The organism is Rhizobium viscosum, from assembly GCF_014873945.1.
GTDB lineage: Bacteria > Pseudomonadota > Alphaproteobacteria > Rhizobiales > Rhizobiaceae > Rhizobium > Rhizobium viscosum.
Map to the genome: position 1 here is coordinate 899,728 of NZ_JADBEC010000002.1, position 16,509 is coordinate 916,236.

14 protein-coding genes are annotated in these 16,509 nt (G+C 60.3%); 5 read left to right on the plus strand and 9 right to left on the minus strand.

What is annotated here, in order from left to right:
* Window positions 1–164: 164 nt before the first annotated feature.
* The 5 genes from bioZ to bioB are packed head-to-tail and all read right to left on the minus strand — an operon-like array spanning window position 165 to window position 5,197.
* Window positions 165–1,151, minus strand: a complete 987-nt coding sequence (bioZ, locus tag H4W29_RS24990; RefSeq protein WP_192732781.1) for a 3-oxopimeloyl-[acyl-carrier-protein] synthase BioZ — start codon at window positions 1,149–1,151, stop codon at window positions 165–167.
* Entirely contained in the window at window positions 1,151–2,419 is a 1,269-nt protein-coding gene (locus H4W29_RS24995) for an adenosylmethionine--8-amino-7-oxononanoate transaminase (protein WP_192731539.1), read from the minus strand. Before H4W29_RS24995 ends, bioZ begins: the two co-directional genes overlap by 1 nt.
* Window positions 2,416–3,054 (minus strand): dethiobiotin synthase, encoded by a 639-nt coding sequence (bioD, locus tag H4W29_RS25000; protein ID WP_192731540.1) that lies wholly within the window; start codon window positions 3,052–3,054, stop codon window positions 2,416–2,418. Before bioD ends, H4W29_RS24995 begins: the two co-directional genes overlap by 4 nt.
* Window positions 3,051–4,196, minus strand: a complete 1,146-nt coding sequence (locus H4W29_RS25005; protein WP_192731541.1) for an 8-amino-7-oxononanoate synthase — start codon at window positions 4,194–4,196, stop codon at window positions 3,051–3,053. Before H4W29_RS25005 ends, bioD begins: the two co-directional genes overlap by 4 nt.
* Window positions 4,193–5,197, minus strand: coding sequence for a biotin synthase BioB (gene bioB / locus H4W29_RS25010; RefSeq protein ID WP_376776590.1), 1,005 nt, complete (start codon window positions 5,195–5,197; stop codon window positions 4,193–4,195). Before bioB ends, H4W29_RS25005 begins: the two co-directional genes overlap by 4 nt.
* A 452-nt stretch (window positions 5,198–5,649) precedes the next feature.
* On the opposite strand from bioB, the gene H4W29_RS25015 reads away from it, so the two are divergent.
* From H4W29_RS25015 to H4W29_RS25030, 4 genes are all read left to right on the plus strand, one after another.
* On the plus strand, window positions 5,650–6,615 hold the full coding sequence (locus tag H4W29_RS25015) for a sugar-binding protein (RefSeq protein ID WP_192731542.1): 966 nt from the start codon (window positions 5,650–5,652) through the stop codon (window positions 6,613–6,615).
* Window positions 6,616–6,690: 75 nt separating this feature from the next.
* Window positions 6,691–8,232 carry a sugar ABC transporter ATP-binding protein gene (locus tag H4W29_RS25020; protein WP_192731543.1) on the plus strand — a complete coding sequence of 514 codons (1,542 nt, stop codon included), beginning with the start codon at window positions 6,691–6,693 and terminating at the stop codon, window positions 8,230–8,232.
* A gap of 40 nt (window positions 8,233–8,272) precedes the next feature.
* The gene (locus H4W29_RS25025; protein WP_192731544.1) at window positions 8,273–9,298 is read left to right on the plus strand and encodes an ABC transporter permease; all 1,026 of its coding nucleotides are present in this window, start codon (window positions 8,273–8,275) and stop codon (window positions 9,296–9,298) included.
* A 124-nt stretch (window positions 9,299–9,422) separates the two neighbouring features.
* Window positions 9,423–10,073 (plus strand): esterase/lipase family protein, encoded by a 651-nt coding sequence (locus H4W29_RS25030; RefSeq protein ID WP_192731545.1) that lies wholly within the window; start codon window positions 9,423–9,425, stop codon window positions 10,071–10,073.
* A gap of 146 nt (window positions 10,074–10,219) precedes the next feature.
* Here H4W29_RS25030 and H4W29_RS25035 read toward each other — a convergent pair whose 3' ends face one another.
* The 4 genes from H4W29_RS25035 to H4W29_RS25050 form a co-directional block, all read right to left on the minus strand.
* Window positions 10,220–11,419, minus strand: a complete 1,200-nt coding sequence (locus H4W29_RS25035; RefSeq protein WP_192731546.1) for a mandelate racemase/muconate lactonizing enzyme family protein — start codon at window positions 11,417–11,419, stop codon at window positions 10,220–10,222.
* A gap of 17 nt (window positions 11,420–11,436) precedes the next feature.
* Window positions 11,437–12,798, minus strand: coding sequence for a mandelate racemase/muconate lactonizing enzyme family protein (locus H4W29_RS25040; RefSeq protein ID WP_192731547.1), 1,362 nt, complete (start codon window positions 12,796–12,798; stop codon window positions 11,437–11,439).
* A gap of 66 nt (window positions 12,799–12,864) precedes the next feature.
* Window positions 12,865–14,031 (minus strand): mandelate racemase/muconate lactonizing enzyme family protein, encoded by a 1,167-nt coding sequence (locus tag H4W29_RS25045; RefSeq protein ID WP_192731548.1) that lies wholly within the window; start codon window positions 14,029–14,031, stop codon window positions 12,865–12,867.
* Between the two features lie 54 nt (window positions 14,032–14,085).
* Window positions 14,086–14,796 (minus strand): GntR family transcriptional regulator, encoded by a 711-nt coding sequence (locus H4W29_RS25050; RefSeq protein WP_192731549.1) that lies wholly within the window; start codon window positions 14,794–14,796, stop codon window positions 14,086–14,088.
* A gap of 207 nt (window positions 14,797–15,003) precedes the next feature.
* On the opposite strand from H4W29_RS25050, the gene H4W29_RS25055 reads away from it, so the two are divergent.
* Window positions 15,004–16,482 (plus strand): ABC transporter substrate-binding protein, encoded by a 1,479-nt coding sequence (locus H4W29_RS25055; RefSeq protein WP_192731550.1) that lies wholly within the window; start codon window positions 15,004–15,006, stop codon window positions 16,480–16,482.
* Window positions 16,483–16,509: the final 27 nt, after the last annotated feature.

A 16,509-nucleotide genomic window follows, 5' to 3' on the forward strand; every position in this document is an offset into this window, starting at 1 on the left:
TCCGCAATCATTGCTGGCAAGTTCCGTCATAGCCGATATGTCGAGACAGCCATTCGTCGTGATCGATCCAGGGCAGTTCAGTTTTGCGTGCGTCGCACGAATGCCACGCTGTCTCCCGCCCCGTACGTTTCCACTGCGTATTCCTTTCAGAATTGTCGGTTTGGTCACGTGCCAAAAACCACAGCACCACCCATCAAACCGGCGCCGGCGGCGGTGAGCAGCAGCGTCTCTCCTCCCGTAAACCGCCGCTCCACATGGGCGACGGAGAGGGAAAGCGGGATGGTCGCGGCAGATGAATTGCCGAAGCTCTCGATCGTGCGGATCGTTTTTTCGGGCGCGATGCCGAGGTTGCCGGAGACGGCGTCGAACATGCGCGCGTTGGCCTGATGCGGAACGAACCGGTCGATATCGGCCGCGACAATTCCTGCCTGCTCCAGCGCCCGCTTCGAGGTTTCGGTCATCAGGGCGACGGCGCGCGAGAACACCTCGCGGCCGTCCTGCATCGTCATCAGAAAGTCCTCGGCACTGGTTTCGGGAGAGAACGGCCGGTTGCTGCCGCCAGCCGGAATGTTGATCAGGCCATAGCCGCTGCCATCGGATGCGAGATCGGCGGAGAGGAGGCCGCTTCGCCCATGCGTGCAGGGAGCCAGCACCACGGCGCCGGCCGCATCCGCAAAGAGGACGGCGCTTGCCCGCTCGGCAGGATTGATGCGGCGGCTCAGGATATTGGCGGCCACCACGAGGACGGTGCGGCCGTGCACGCGGACGAAACCGTCCGCCAGCGTAAGCGCGTAGAGAAAGCCCGAACAGGCGCCGGCGAGATCAATCGCGCCAGAGTTTTCAAGACCCAACCGGTGGGCCAGGAGCGGCGCCGAGGGCGGCAGAAGATGATCCGGTGTCGAAGTCGCAAGCAGCGTCAGTGCGATCTCGTTGCGGGCGATCCCGGCATCGTCGAGCGCCATCTGTCCGGCCGCGGCGGCCAAGCCGCTCAGCGTCTCGCCATCCTCCGCCCAATGGCGCGTGCGGATGCCGGTTCGCCGCTCGATCCAGCCCGTTTCGAGGCCCAGGCGAGCCTCGATCTCGGCATTATCGACGCAGCGAGCCGGCGCGGCATGCCCGAAACCGGCCATACGGGAAGAACGACCCGACATCATCCTGCGCTCCCGAGAACGATCGAGGCGACCTCGTCTATGGCGTCATAAGTGCTGCCGATCTCGTCTGCCGTCACGCAATAGGGCGGCATCAGGTAGACGACGTTGCCGAGCGGACGGATCAGCAGACCGCGCTCGCGAAACAGCCGCCGCATGCGCGGGCCGGCCTCGGCGAGATAACCGCCAGCGGGCACGACGAGATCAAGCGCCGCGATCGTTCCGGACTGCCGGATATTGGCGAACCGCTTGTCGCCTTCAAAACGCTGAAGGTTCTGTCGGTGCAGTGCCGCGAGATTTTCGATACGTTCAAAGACCGGTTCGTTGCGCCAGATGTCGAGATTGGCGACGGCGGCAGCGCAAGCGACCGGGTTGGCGGTATAGGAGCTCGAATGGAAGAAGGTCTTGCGCCGATCGGTGGAGAGGTGGGCATCGAAGATGTCGCCGGTGCAGAGGGTTGCTGCAAGCGGCAGGGCGCCGGCTGTCAGTCCTTTGGATGTGCATAGGATATCGGGCGTGATGGCGGCCTGCTCCGAGGCGAACATCGTTCCCGTCCGGCCCCAACCGGTCATCACTTCATCGGCGATCAGCAGACAGCCATGGTGCAGGGCGATTTCCTTCAACCCGGCAAGCGTGCCGGCATCATAGATCTTCATACCGCCCGCCCCGAGGACCAGAGGCTCGATCACCAGGGCCGCCACCCGGCCTGAGCGGCAAAAATCCTCGAACATGTCGAGCGTCTGCTGCTCGCGGCCCGGTTCCGGGAAGGCAAGCCGGTCGACGCCGAAGAGCAGCGGTTCATAGGCGGCGTTGAAAACACCTCGCTCGCCGGTCGACATCGTGCCGATCGTATCGCCGTGGTAGCTCGCCTCGATCACCACGATCCGGTCGCGCGCCTCTCCCCTGTTGTGGAAATAACCGAGCGCCATTTTGAGTGCCACTTCGACCGAGGTCGAACCGCTGTCCGAATAGAAAACATGGCTCAATCCCGCCGGCGCGATCTCGATCAATCCTTCCGCCAGCCTTTCGGCGGGGGCGTGCGAGAATTCGGCGAAAATGATCTGGTCATAAGCCTCCGTCGCTGCCCGGATTGCCGCCATGATCGCCGGATGCCGATGGCCATGGGTGATGACCCACCAAGACGAGATCGCGTCGAGAAGGCGGTTGCCGTCCTCGTCGACCAGATAGGCGCCCTCGGTCGAGGCGATGCGTTTCATCGGCGGTTCGAGTGCATGCTGGGTAAAGGGGTGCCAGATGGCCGAGCGGGTCATGCGGACACCTCTGCAAAGGAAGCGAGATCGAAATTGCCGCGAAACGCCTGGCGAAGCCCGTCGGCGGTGATGGCCTGAAGCCAAGGCAGCCTTCCGAGCGAACGAACCCGGCCCATCTTGACGATGATGCGCTGCGTTTCTTGGTTCTCATCGCCGACGAACACGACGCCGAACACCGGAATGTTGCGATGTTTCAGAGCTTCGAGTGACAGCAGCGTGTGGTTGATCGTGCCGAGCGATGTCCTGGCGCAGAGGATGACCGGAACCTGCCAGCGGGCAAACATGTCGGCGAAGACAAGATCGTCGGCGAGCGGCACGAGCAGCCCGCCCGCCCCCTCGATCACCAATGGCCGGTCTGTCATCGGCGGCACCAGCCTTTCCGGATCGATCGCAACGCCATCCAAACGGGCTGAAAGATGCGGCGAGGCAGGTGTGGCAAGGCGATAGGCTTCCGGCAGGATGCGCCTGCGCGGCACGCCGCCGAGCCGTACGACCGTCTCGCTGTCGGTCTCGTCCTCGAGCCCGGACTGCACGGGCTTCCAATAATAGCCCTCCAACGCACCGGCAAGGGCGGCTGCGAAAACCGTCTTGCCGATGCCGGTATCGGTGCCGGAGACGACGAAGCGACGGGTCATGGCCTGTCTTCCTCGATCGCAGCGGCCAGCCGCCGGACCATGTCGACAATCTGCTCTTCGTAGACATTCAGTGTGATGGAAATCCTGAGCCGCGCGGTGCCCTCCGGCACGGTCGGTGGCCGAATCGCCCTGATGTCGAAACCTGCGGCCCGCATCCGTTCCGCAATCCGCAGCGAACGGGCATTGTCGCCGATCATCACGGGCAGAATCTGCGAGCCGCTGGGGCTGGTGCCGAGCCGGGAGCACAATTGTTCGGCGGCGAAGTTTTTGAGGCGCTCCAACCGCAGCTGCCGCTCAGGTTCGTCGGCAATCATACGCAAAGCCTCTCGGACTCCCGATGCCATCAGCGGCGACGGGGCGGTCGAGTAGATGAAATTGCGTGCGCGGTTGATGAGATAGTTGGCGAGGATGGCGGGCAGGCCGAGAAGCGCGCCGGAGACACCGAGCGCCTTGCCGCAGGTGTGCAGCACCAGAACGTTGTCGCGGCTCTCCAGCCCCGAGGCAAGGCCGCGGCCGCCGGGGCCGAATATGCCGGTGGCATGCGCTTCGTCGACGACGAGGAAGCCGTCATGCCGGTCGGCGAGCCCGGCGAGCTCAAAGAGCGGCGCCTTGTCCCCGTCCATCGAATAGAGGCTCTCGACCGCGATCCACGGATGCCCCTTGCCGCCGACCCCGCGCCAGCGACGGATCGCCTGATCGAAAGCCTCGACGTCGTTGTGCGGCACGGCAGCCGCCTCCGCCTTGCTGACCGATACGCCGTCACGGGCGCTGGCATGGATCAGCGCATCATGGACGATCAGATCGTCGCGCTGCGGCAGCGACGAGAAGAGCGCCACATTGGCCGCAAACCCACTGCCGAAATAGAGGACCTTCTCGACCCCGAAAAACGCAGCCGCTTCCGCCTCGAGCGCCTCATGCTCGGCGTGATTGCCGCGCAAAAGCCGCGAACCGCCTGCACCTGCCGGAACGCCTCTGTCGATGGCGGCCGATATCGCTGCCTTCAGGCGGGGGGCATTGGCAAGCCCAAGATAGTCGTTGGAGGTGAAATCCACGCCTTGCTGCGGGCTGAGCGCGCGCAGTCGCGACTTGCGCTGAAGGCCCGCAAGTGTGGCCTCATAACGGGCGAGCGCCGGCGAACTCAACGAGACTGCTCCAGTTCCATCGGCTTCAGCCCGAGCCGGCGGAAGAGGGCCGCATCGTGATCCTCGCCGGGATTGTCGGCCGTCAGCAGCGTGTCGCCGACGAAAATCGAATTGGCTCCGGCGAAGAAACAGAGGGCCTGCGTTTCATCGCTCATCTCGGTGCGGCCGGCCGACAGGCGGACATGGGAGCGCGGCATCAGGATACGGGCGAGCGCAATGATCCGGACGAAATCGATCGGGTCGACCGGCTCAGCATTGGAGAGTTTGGAGCCGGGGATCGGGATCAGCATGTTGATCGGCACGCTTTCCGGAGGCACAGGCAGGTTTGCCAGCGTGACCAGCATCGAAATCCGGTCTTCAATTGTCTCGCCCATGCCGAGGATGCCGCCAGCGCAGACCTTGATGCCGGCATCACGGACATTGGCGAGCGTTTCCAGCCGATCTTCGAACGTGCGCGTGGTGATGATCTCAGAGTAATAGCGCTCGGACGTATCGACATTATGGTTGTAGTAGTCGAGGCCGGCCCCGGCGAGCCTTTCGGATTGCGCCGGCGTCAACATACCGAGCGTCATACAGGTTTCCATCCCGAGCGCCTTTACGCCCTCGACCATGGCGACCAGTGCCTCCATGTCGCGCTCTTTGGGATTGCGCCACGCGGCTCCCATGCAGTAGCGCGTCGCACCGCCTTCCCTTGCCTTCTGCGCCTCGCCAAGCACGCGTTCGACTTCCATCAGCTTCGACGCCTTGAGACCCGTCGGATAGTGGGCGGACTGGCTGCAATAGCCGCAATCCTCGGCACAGCCACCGGTCTTGATAGAGAGCAGCCTGCTCATCTGAATGGCATTGGGATCAAAGTGCGCGCGATGAATTTGCTGAGCACGGAAAAGAAGATCGTTGAACGGCAAGTTATAGATAATTGCGGCCTGCTCCAATGAGATAGGGACGCCATCCAGCGCATTGCTTTGAAATACCCTGACCGGCAGCGCTACATCGTTCATCATCTGGTCGCCTCGCAATAGATAGAAACTTATTTTATCTATAATTTATGAGAGGTGGCATTTTGCAATAGCCCTCTGCGCGAATGTTCCGATCAGGTTCGCAACTCGAAAGAGTATCGCCGGAAGTGCGGAGGCTTCCATCGACACACCCACTCCGAGCACTGTCGATGAGGCCCGGTCGCTCCACGCGACACGGTCGCCGAATGCTCCGTTATGGAAAACGCTGAAAGGTCAGCTCGGTTTGGCCTCAGCCTTCAATGGCGAATGCCGCGCGCGTTGCGCCCGACTCCTCACTAATATTACTATTTACTAATTAAGATTCTGGTATACCGTCGGAGGACGATCGGTACCAATGCCAGACGTCGCCTTGCGACGGGCCCTTGGAGGGGGTGCGCATTCGGCCGGCCGTAAGTCGCGAACGGGCCCTCGCAATTGCGGCCTTCGGGAGGAGTATTATGAAACAGATGAAACGCAAGAATGCTGCCTTGTTCTTTGCCGGGTTGATGCTGAGCGTGGCACCTATGGCTGCGTCCCACGCTGCCGACAAGCCGACGCTCGCATTCGTCGTCAACGGAGCGTCCGACTTCTGGAAAGCCGCCGAGGCGGGGGTGAAGAAGGCGCAGGGCGAAATGCCTGATTACACCATGGAGCTGAAGTATCCTGAACAGGCGGCTGTCGCCATTCAGCAGCGCCTGATGGAAGATCTCGTTAGTGCTGGCGTCAAGGGGATTATGGTTTCCGCGGTCGATCCCAAGACCCAGACGGACGGCCTCAACAAGATTGGCTCGCAGACGGCTCTCTTCACCACTGATAGCGACGCACCGAAGACCAATCGCGTCGCCTACATCGGCTCTTCGAACGTCGATGCCGGCAAGCAGGCCGCCGAAATCGCCAAGAAGGCGATGCCGGACGGCGGCAAGTGCATGGGCTTCGTCGGCTTGCTGGGTGCCGATAACGCTCGCGAACGAATCGAAGGCATGAAGGAGGGGCTCAAGGGCACCAAGATCGAGCTTGTCGACGTTCGCGGGGACGACATCGACCAGACCCGTGCCAAGAAGAACGTTGAGGATGCGCTGGTAGCCAGCCCCGATCTGACCTGCATGGTAGGCTTCTATTCCTACAACACGCCGCGCATCTATGAGGCGCTGCGCGACGCAGGCAAGCTCGGCCAGATCACCGTCGTCGGCTTTGACGACGACCCGATTACACTCGGCGGCGTCAAGGAAGGCACGATCGCTGCGACCGTCGTACAACAGCCGTTCGAATGGGCCTATCAGGGCATGAAACTGATGGCCGCCTACCTCAAGGGCGACAAGTCCGGCGTTCCCGCCGATGGCTTGATCATTATCCCCACGGTCATCATCGGCAAGGATGACGTGGACAAATATGCCGCCAACCTGAAGGCCATGGCCGGAAAATAGCCCGGCTTCGCAGCGGCGGCGGCCCTCGCCGCTGCCGCTGAACACGTCGACATTACCAGCAGTCATGGGCAGGCGATGAATCATAGCAGCGACATCCCGTCACCGGGCGTGCCCTCAACGCCGTTCCTTTCGCTTTCCGAAGTTGGCAAGACCTATCCAGGCGTCGTTGCGCTCGAGGGTCTTTCAATGGACATCGCGCCAGGCGAGGTCATCGGCCTTGTCGGCGAAAACGGGGCCGGAAAATCGACGTTGATGAAGATCCTCGGCGGCGTGATTGCCCCCGACCGGGGAAAGATCCTGCTCGACGGGACAGAGCTTCGTCACCTCACTGTGGAATCGAGCATCTCGTCCGGCATCGCCTTCGTGCATCAGGAACTCAATCTCTTTGAGAATCTCGATGTCGCCGCCAACATCTTCCTCGGGCGCGAACCGCTGAAGGCGGGACCTTTCAGGCTCGTCGATCGCGATCGACTAAGGGACATGGTAAAGCCGCTTCTGAAGCGCGTGGGCGCGCATTTTTCCGCCGACACGCCAGTGGCGTCGCTCTCGCTTGCCGAGCAGCAGATGGTGGAAATTGCCAAGGCGCTATCCATCAACGCAAGGCTGGTAATCTTCGACGAACCAACGTCCAGCCTTCCGTTGGCGGAAACCGAACGGCTGCTCAAGATCATCAAGCTGCTGAAGGCGGATGGCATCAGTGTGATTTTCATCTCGCATCGCCTCCACGAGGTTGAGCGCGTTGCCGACCGGGTCGTAGTCCTGCGCGATGGTGCCCTTGTCGGCACGCTCGCCAAAAAGGACATTGGTCACGATCAGATGGTCAAGCTGATGATCGGCCGGGAGCTTGCGGCCCGTACGGCAAAGCCGCAGCGCTCACCGGGATCAGTTGCGCTGAAAGCAAGCGGCGTGCGCACCGCGGCCTATCCCGGCCGCCCCGTTGATCTTGAAATGCGGTATGGAGAAATCCTTGGGCTTGCGGGCCTCGTCGGGTCGGGCCGCACCGAGCTCGCAAGGGTGCTCTTCGGCATAGACCGGAGTTACGGCGGAGCTATTGTGCAGGACCGAGAGGAAATCGTGCTTCGTTCCGCCCGGGACGCCGTTGCTCGCGGTATTTTCCTGGTCCCGGAGGATCGCAAGCGTAACGGCATACTTCTTGATTTCCCGATTGCCCAGAACATAACCCTTGCCGGCCTTCCCGCGCTCGCCAGCCGCTTCATGCTGTCCGCCGATCGGGAGATGGCGGCGGCCGAAAAGCAGCGCATTCGCCTAGGCATCAAGGCCCCCTCCGTTTCGACCCGAACCGGCACTCTGTCGGGCGGTAACCAGCAAAAGGTCGTGCTTGCCAAATGGCTGTCGATGAGCCCGAAGGTGATGATCTTCGACGAGCCGACACGCGGCATCGATATTGGCGCGAAGAACGAGATCTACGGACTTATGCGGGCGCTTGCCGATGCCGGAGTTGCGATCCTGATGATCTCCAGCGACATGGAAGAGGTGATCGGCGTTTCCGACCGCATTGCCGTCATGCATGAAGGGCAGATCGCCGGCATCCTCGATGAGGACGAGTTCAGTCAGGAAAGCGTCCTTTTGCTTGCTGTCGGTAAAGGCGTAAAATAGCAGCTGCGACAATATAATTGGGTATCGGGATGGATCTCGCATGGTCAAAAAAGATCTTGGACTGCTGCTTCTCATCGTCGTCGTCGGTATCGTCGTCGCCATCATCAATCCGCGCTTCCTGCTGCCGATCAACCTGGCGAATACCGCCAACCTGATCGGCCTGTTCGGTATCCTATCGATCGGCCAGGCCTACGTCATCATTACGGGCGGTATCGAACTTTCCGTGGGCTCGCTCGTAGCCCTTCTCGGAGTGCTGTTTGTCGATTTCGTCGCGGTCCAGGATATGCCATGGATGCTTGCGCTACCGCTCATTCTCATGCTCGGCGCCGCCATAGGTGCCATTCACGGCTTGCTGATCACCCGGCTGAACCTGCAACCCTTCGTCGTCACCCTCTGCGGTCTCCTTATCTATCGCGGGGCGGCGCGCTTCTATACGGCCGACGGAACGGCGGGGTTTGCGTTCGGTCAGAATTTCCCGGACCTTGAATTCCTGACGGCCGGACGGTTTTATGGCGTTCCCAACACTTTCATCGCGCTCGTCATCATTTCCGTGGTCATGTGGGTGGTACTGCATCGCTCTATCTTTGGGCGCTATCTCTACGCGATCGGCAAGAATGAGGAAGCGGCCCGCTATTCCGGTATCCGGACCGGCCGGATGGTGATGTCGGCCTATGTCATCTGCGGGCTGCTGACGGCGCTTTCGGCAATCTATTTCGCCATGTATACGCGCTCGATCTCGCCGGCGAGCCATGGCCAGTTTTATGAACTCTACGCGATTGCCGCTGCCGTACTCGGCGGCTTTTCGCTCCGCGGTGGCGAAGGATCGATCGTCGGCGTCGTACTCGGAACGGTCCTGCTCCAGGAGCTGCAGAACCTCGTTAATCTGCTCGGCATCCCCTCGTCGCTCAATTTCGCCGTCATGGGTGGTGTAATCCTCATTGGCGTCCTCATCGACCAACAATGGCATGCAATCCGCGCACAGCGGCGCCTGGTGTCAGCAGCGAGGCAGACCGAGGCGCGTGTTCCGGACGAGGGCACATTGCCGGTGGTTGCCAATCAGGATTAGAAAAACGCCAACGTTGCCAACATCATCGAGTTGGAAGACAATCAAAAGCCCTCACGTTGGCGGCGAAGCAGCCCCGGTACCCCAGCAGCGCCTGGTTTCCCTTTGACCAAGAGACCGTCTCGACATGACCGACACCATTGTCCTTCTCCACGGCATCAGGAGGACCAGCGCTTCCATGCGCAAGTTTGAGAACCATCTGCAGGCCCAAGGCTACATTACTCGCAACCTTGACTATCCTTCGACCCGATACCCAATCGAACGACTGGCAGAGATCGTTGCTGAGGAAGTCGAAGAAGCGGCTGATAACAACAGAGAAGGCCGTCTTCACCTGATAGGGCATTCCATGGGTGGATTGGTCATCAGGGCCATGTTGAAGAACTACCGACCATCAAATCTCGGGCGAGTGGTGATGGTCGGCACTCCAAATAATGGCAGCCAGGTCGCGGATTTCTTGAAAAAGGTGCCACTGTATAAAGCAGCGTTCGGCCCTGCCGGCCAGCAGCTCGTCACCGATCAAAGCACGTTCGCTCATATTTTCGGTCCGGTGGATTTCGAACTGGGCATCATCGCCGGAACCCGAACCATCGATCCCGTCTCGTCATTGATCATTGGCCATCAAATAACCAACGACGGCAAGGTGACCGTCGAAAGCACGCGACTTGCCGGAGCTACCGACCATATCGCAATCGCGGCCAATCACACTTTCATTCCGTCGAACAAAGTCATGTGGACGCAAGCCCTCTCGTTTATTCGTGACGGAAAGTTCCTCCGATAAGCGCCTTGACGGGCTTCGACCAACTTGTAGCGTTAGCGACACCTTGGCCACGCCATGACCTCTCCACGACAACCTGCCGATCTTGACGCGGCTTTCCGCATAAACCACCCGTGGCGCACAGGATAGGCACGGTAGGCGGAAGGAGATCAGTCGAAAAAGCCCGCATCCTCTTCGCTAAGATATTTCCTGGCCGCTCCAGCGTCGATATCGAGGCCCAGCCCCGGTGCTTCCAGTAGGTCCACCATGCTGTCCTTCACGATCTGAGGCGGCAAGCCAATGACCAGATCCTCCCACCAAGGGTCGGAGGCGCTTGGATATTCGAATGCGACGTAATTTGCGGGCAAGGTGGCGCAGACATTGATCAACGCGCCGAGGCCTAGCAGGCCGTTGGCCGTGCCGTGCGGTGCCATCAGGATTGAATGCATGTAAGCGTGCTCGGCGACCCATTTGAGCTCGGCAATGCCGCCAATATCGGCTGGATCGGGGCCGATGACGCGTACCGCCTGCGTCTCGATCAGTTCTTTGAAATTGTGCCGCAGGTAGATCTGCTCGCCAGTATGGATTGGCGTCGAGGTGGAGGTTGTCAGCTCACGATAGGCCTGCGGATTGACCCAAGGCACATAGTCGCCGGTCAGCATATCCTCGAGCCACATCAGATTGTATTTCTCAACCGCGCGAGCGAACTTGATCGCGTCGGGCAGCATCCAGCCGGGGCCACAGTCGAGCGCCAGGCTGACCTTGTCGCCCAGTACCTCCTTCATCGCGATCACGCAGTCGAGCATGTGATTGAACCCACGCTCGCTGATCACGCCCTGATCCATGGCACCGTGATAGCCGGCCTTCTTCTGCGTCACGCCGTAATGGAAGTCCTCGATCGTGTCCTTCATGTTGGAGTGGAACGAGATTCCTTGCTTGATCATGAAGAAGTTCTGCGGCTGCTCCATCATCCATTTGACGTCAGCGGCGTAATCCTCCGGCCGGTCGCCCGTGCGTTTCTGGCGGATCGAGCCGTTGTAGACGCGCACCTTGTCGCGCACCTTGCCGCCGAGGAGCTTATAGACGGGCACGCCCGCGGCCTTGCCGGCAATATCCCAAAGCGCATGCTCGATAGCGCTCACCGCCGCGCCGTACGGCTTGAAAGAGCCGCGTTGGCGGATCTTCAGCATGACTCGCTCGACGTCGGTCGGGTCCTCGCCGATCAGCGCCTCACGGAAATGCAGTACCCAGGGCTTGAGGTAGGACTTGGTGAACTCGACTTCACCCAAGCCATAGAGGCCCTCGTCGGTTACGATGCGGACGATCGGGTGTTTGCCGATGACAGCACAGCGGAGATCGGTGATCTTCATCTTCGGTCCTTTTCGGCTCAGCTCCAGGTTCGATCCCAGGAGTACTCGTCGTCCCAATGATCGGTAGGTTGCCAGATGCCGGTGACGCCCGCCTGCAGATGCTGCGAGATCACCTCGTCGACGACGTCGTCGATCCCCAAGCCCGGTTTGTCCGGAACAGTGATGAAGCCGTCCTTGACGAGCGGCTTAGGAAGGCCGGTGACGATATCGTCCCACCAGTCGACATCTGCAGAGTGGTATTCGAGCGCCATGAAGTTTTCGGTCGCCGTCGCGACATGTGCGGCAGCCATTGCGGCGATTGGACTTTCTGCCATGTGGATGGCCATGGCGACGCCATGGTCCTGCGCCATATCGCCGATCTTCTTGGTCTCGAGGATGCCGCCGCTGGTGAGCAGATCCGGGTGAATGACGGAGACGCCGCCACTCTTCAGCAAAGGCTCAAAGCCCTCCTTGAGATATATATCCTCGCCGGTGCAGATCGGTACCGTGGTGGAGTCCTGCAGGTGTCGGTATTGCTCGGCGTACTGCCAGGGGATCACATCCTCGAGCCAGGCCGGCACGTATTTCTCAATTCTCCTGGCAAGGCGAATGCCGTTCTGCATGGAGATATGGCCGATATGGTCTATGGCGAGCGGAACCTCCATACCGATCACCTCGCGGACCTCGGCAATGTATTGCTCAAGCAGGTCGAGGCCCTTGTCTGAAAAGTGGAGGCCGGTAAACGGGTGCTGGACATTGTGCAGATCGTACGCTGCGTTGCGCAAGCGCCGCTCTTCCATCGTCTTCAGCGGCCCACGACCGGGACTGTCGCGGTAGCCTTCGAGTGAGCCGGCAGGAAAAACGACGGCGCCGGGCACATCCGCGATCTGCATCAGCCCCAAATCCATCTTGAGAAAGGTAAAGCCGAGTTCCATTCGCTCCTTGAGGCGCTTGCCGGTCGCCGTACCGCTCGGCACGGTGGCATCGGTATCGCAATAGACGCGCACCTTCTCCCGAAATCGGCCGCCGAGCATCTGGTAGATCGGCACGCCATAGGCCTTACCGGCAAGATCCCACAACGCGATCTCGACCGCCGAGACGCCGCCGCCCTGCCGGCCGTGCCCGCCGAACTGCTTGATGCGGCGAAACAGGCGGTCAATGTCGCATGGGTTTTCGCCGAGCAACCGGCTCTTCAGCATCAGCGCGTAGGTGGCGCTGGCGCCGTCGCGCACCTCGCCAAGCCCGACAATGCCCTGGTTGGTGTAGATCTTGAGCAGCGCTGAGGTGAACGGCGCTCCGACAATCTCGGCTACCCGCATGTCGGTGATGCGAAGTTCGGACGGCTTGGAATGCGTGTTTACCCGATTGAGCGCCTCGTCGGCTCCATCTGCCTCTAGCATGGTTTATCCTCGTTTGGTCGGGAGGGTACGTCACCGCACACGGTGGGCGGCATAGAGCGTTGCTGGCTAATCCAGCTCTATCTCGTGGCTTTGAAGGTAGTCGCGGTTCATTTCGACGCCGAGACCAGGCCTCAGTGTAAGCTTGAGGCTGCCGTTCGAAACGTCGAGTGGTCTATCGATGAGGTGATCGTATTTGCCCAGGTTCCACTCCGACGTTTCGAGCTTGTAGAAATTGGGAACGGTCATCATCACTTGCGCTCCCGCAACCACGTTGATCGGCCCTGCGGCGTCATGCGGCGAGACCGGGATGTAGTAGGCTTCGCAGAGGGCGGAAATCTTCTTGAGTTCGGTGATGCCGCCGGTCCAGGTGACATCCGGCATGATGTAGTCGGCAAGCTTGTTTTCGAGCACCGGCACGAAATCCCACTTCGTGTGGCCGCGCTCGCCCCACGAGATAGCTGCGCTGACCTTCTCACGAACCTGCTTGAGGGCGTTTAGGCTCTCCGGTGGGCAGGGTTCCTCGAACCAGTCGATCTGACAGGCTTCCTCGAGGCTCCGGCAAAGGCGAATGGCGGTCGGAACGTCGAAACGGCCGTGGGCATCGATGAGGATGTCGATGTCAGGCCCCGCCGTCTCGCGGATCAGAGCCGTAAGTTCGGCAGCTTCTCGCTCGTCCTTGCGGGTCATGCTGCCATCGAGATAGCCATCCCGCTGCTCGCGAGCCTGTCCGCCGGCGGTGCGGCCCTGGTGGGGAAAAGGATCGAACTTGAGCGCGGTGTGGCCGGACTCGACGATGTCTCGAATTTCCCGGACCACAGCCTCCTTGCTGGTAAACTTGCGCTGGTCGGGATGGGTGTAGAGCGAAATTTCATCGCGTACCGGTCCGCCCAAGAGCTCATAAATCGGCTTACCAAGAACTTTGCCGCGGATGTCCCAGAGGGCGATGTCGATGGCGCTTATACATTCGACTGCCGCACCGCGACTGCCCATGTAGGTGAAGCTGCGGAATATCTTGTGCCACAGATACTCGATCCGCGCCGGGTCTTCGCCGGCAATAGCGGCACCGATCTGCCGCAGGATCGTGCAGAGGGCGCGATTGGCGAGCCTTGTCGTGGTGGTGATCTCGCCCCAGCCGCTCACCCCGTCGTCGGTCGTCACTTCGACGAACAGGAACTCTCCCCAATAAGAAGCATCGGATTTGATAAGCCACGGCCGAACGCTGGTGATTTTCATCTCAACTGCCTTTAACTGAAGTGGTCGGGATAACGATATCAAGGGTTATGGATTCTATCCTGCCCGAGCGGCATTACGCGCACGCATGTGTTCGAGGATGTGCCGGCCGGAGCCCTCGACATGGCGTGCAATGAGTTCGGCTGCCTCGTTCGCATGTCCCGCTTTTACGTGGGCGATGAGCTCGCGATGCTCGCTCAGGATCGCGGCACGCCGGGCGAGCGTGAAGTCGAAACGACGACTTACGGCGCGCAATACTTCGCGATGCTTCCACCAAAGCTCGGCGGCATGGCGGTTATAGTGCTTCTGGTACATGACGGTGTGAAAGGCGGTGTCCAGCTCGCTGTGCCTGAACGGGTCGGCGAAGTTGTTCTCTTCAATCAGGTCCTGGATGCGCTCGAGTTCAGCGATGTCCTCGACGGTGGCCATATTCACGAACCATTTCGTCAGTGCCGGCTCGATCAAGACCCCGATCTCATAGATGTCCCGAACGAAGTCCTGATCTATGGGCCTCACGCGCGCTCCGCGGTTGGGAACGAAGGTGACAAAGCCCTCCCCGCGCAACAGTTGCAAAGCCTCGCGCACAGGGTTGGTCGAGGTGCCGTGACGCCGGGCGAGATCGGTGACAACAAGCCGCTCGTTGGCAGCAAGCCGCCCTTCGATGATGTCATCCCTGATCAGTTGAAAAAGCGAAGCGCCTTCGCTGGAGGCCCCGATAGCGTCGATGCCTTCGGGTGGCTGCGCTTTAAAATCGCTCGTTTCGGCCAAGATTGTCCCCAATAAATACACAGATTTCCCAAATATCACGCAATACTTCCCAAAACAATGTACGATTTCTGTCATTGACAGGCAATCGCTGATCTGAAAACGTATGATCAGGCCGAAGGGATACATTAGGGAAAATCTCGCGGCCGGGGAGCAAAGACCGCTCGCCTTGACGCAGAGCGGCATGGGAGAAAACCTGGGAGGTTACCTATGACGAGGATTTCACTCGGCCGTGCTGTCCTGCACGGCACTGTCTCGACTGCCTTGATGATATCGTTGACATCAGTGTCTGCGCTGGGTGCGCCGGTCGACCTGAGCAAGTGGTCGCCGGAATACGTGCGCTCCATCGCCGGCACACAGGATTTCGACACGGCCGGCGATTGCTCCAAGGTCACTCCGCTCGACTACAAGGGGCGACTGACTTTCTGGTATCAGGGCGTGTTCGAGGGCGACCCCGACCTCCTGCGGCAGTATTACAAGGACTTCTTCGAGACCTTCCGCAAGACCTATCCGAACATCCAGCTTGAGGAACAAGCCCTCACCTATAATGACCTTCTGGACAAGTTCCGGACCGCGCTCCTTGGTAATGCAGCGCCCATGGCGGTCCGCCTGCAAATCCTTGGTGGCACCGAGTTCGCCGCAAAGGGCTATCTGGAGCCACTCAAACCGGAGGATGTAGGCTATTCGACCGACGATTTCTGGCCCGGCGCAATGAAGGCTGTAACCTGGGAGGGCGTGACCTACGGCATCCCAACCAACAACGAGACGATGGCGTTCATCTGGAACGCCGATGTCTTCAAGCGTGCAGGCCTCGATCCGGACAAGGCTCCGGCAACCTGGGACGATGTTGTCAAATATTCCAAGCAGATCCACGACAAGCTCGGCATTTCGGGTTACGGCCTCGTGGCACGCAAGAATGCGGGCAATACGCCGTATCGTTTCATGCCGCAGTTGTGGGCCTATGGCGGCGGCGTCTTTGACGAGGCCACCGCGAACCCGGCCTATAAGGAAGTTGAGCTCAATAGTTCGCAGAGCAAGGCTGCACTGCAAGCCTCGTACGATATGTATGTTCGCGACAAGTCGGTTCCGGTTTCAGCGCTGACCAATCAGCAGGCCGATAACCAGCCCCTCTTCCTGGCTGGCCAGCTCGGCATGATGATCTCGCACCCGTCCGACTATAATGTCATGCTCGACCTGCAGAAGAAGACGACGGGCAGCGACAAGGAAAAAGCGCAGACCGTCATCGACAACATGCGCTACGGCCTTATTCCGACTGGTCCCGATGGCAAGCGTGCCGTCGTGTTCGGCGGCTCCAACATTCATATCCTGAAGCCCGAATATGTCGAAGGCGGCAAGGTGGACGAGCCGGCTGCAAAGGCTATGGTCTGCATGTGGACAAGCCCCGAATGGTCGCTGAAGATGGCCTATGCCGGCTCGAACCCAGGCAACCTTAATGGCTTCAAGACCAAATGGATGAAGGAACGTCTTGACAGCATCAAGTTCCTTGATGTCACGACCTCGATGCTGCCATACGGCATCCCGTTCCCGGCACTCCCACAGTCCCCCGAGATCATGAACATCATCGTCCCGGACATGCTGCAGAATGCCCTAACAGGAGCCATGACCGTCGACCAGGCAGCGGATGATGCAGCCAAGAAGGTAAAAGGCCTGATGGACGGCGGACTCTAGTCCAAGCCTGACCACGATCTGACCGGC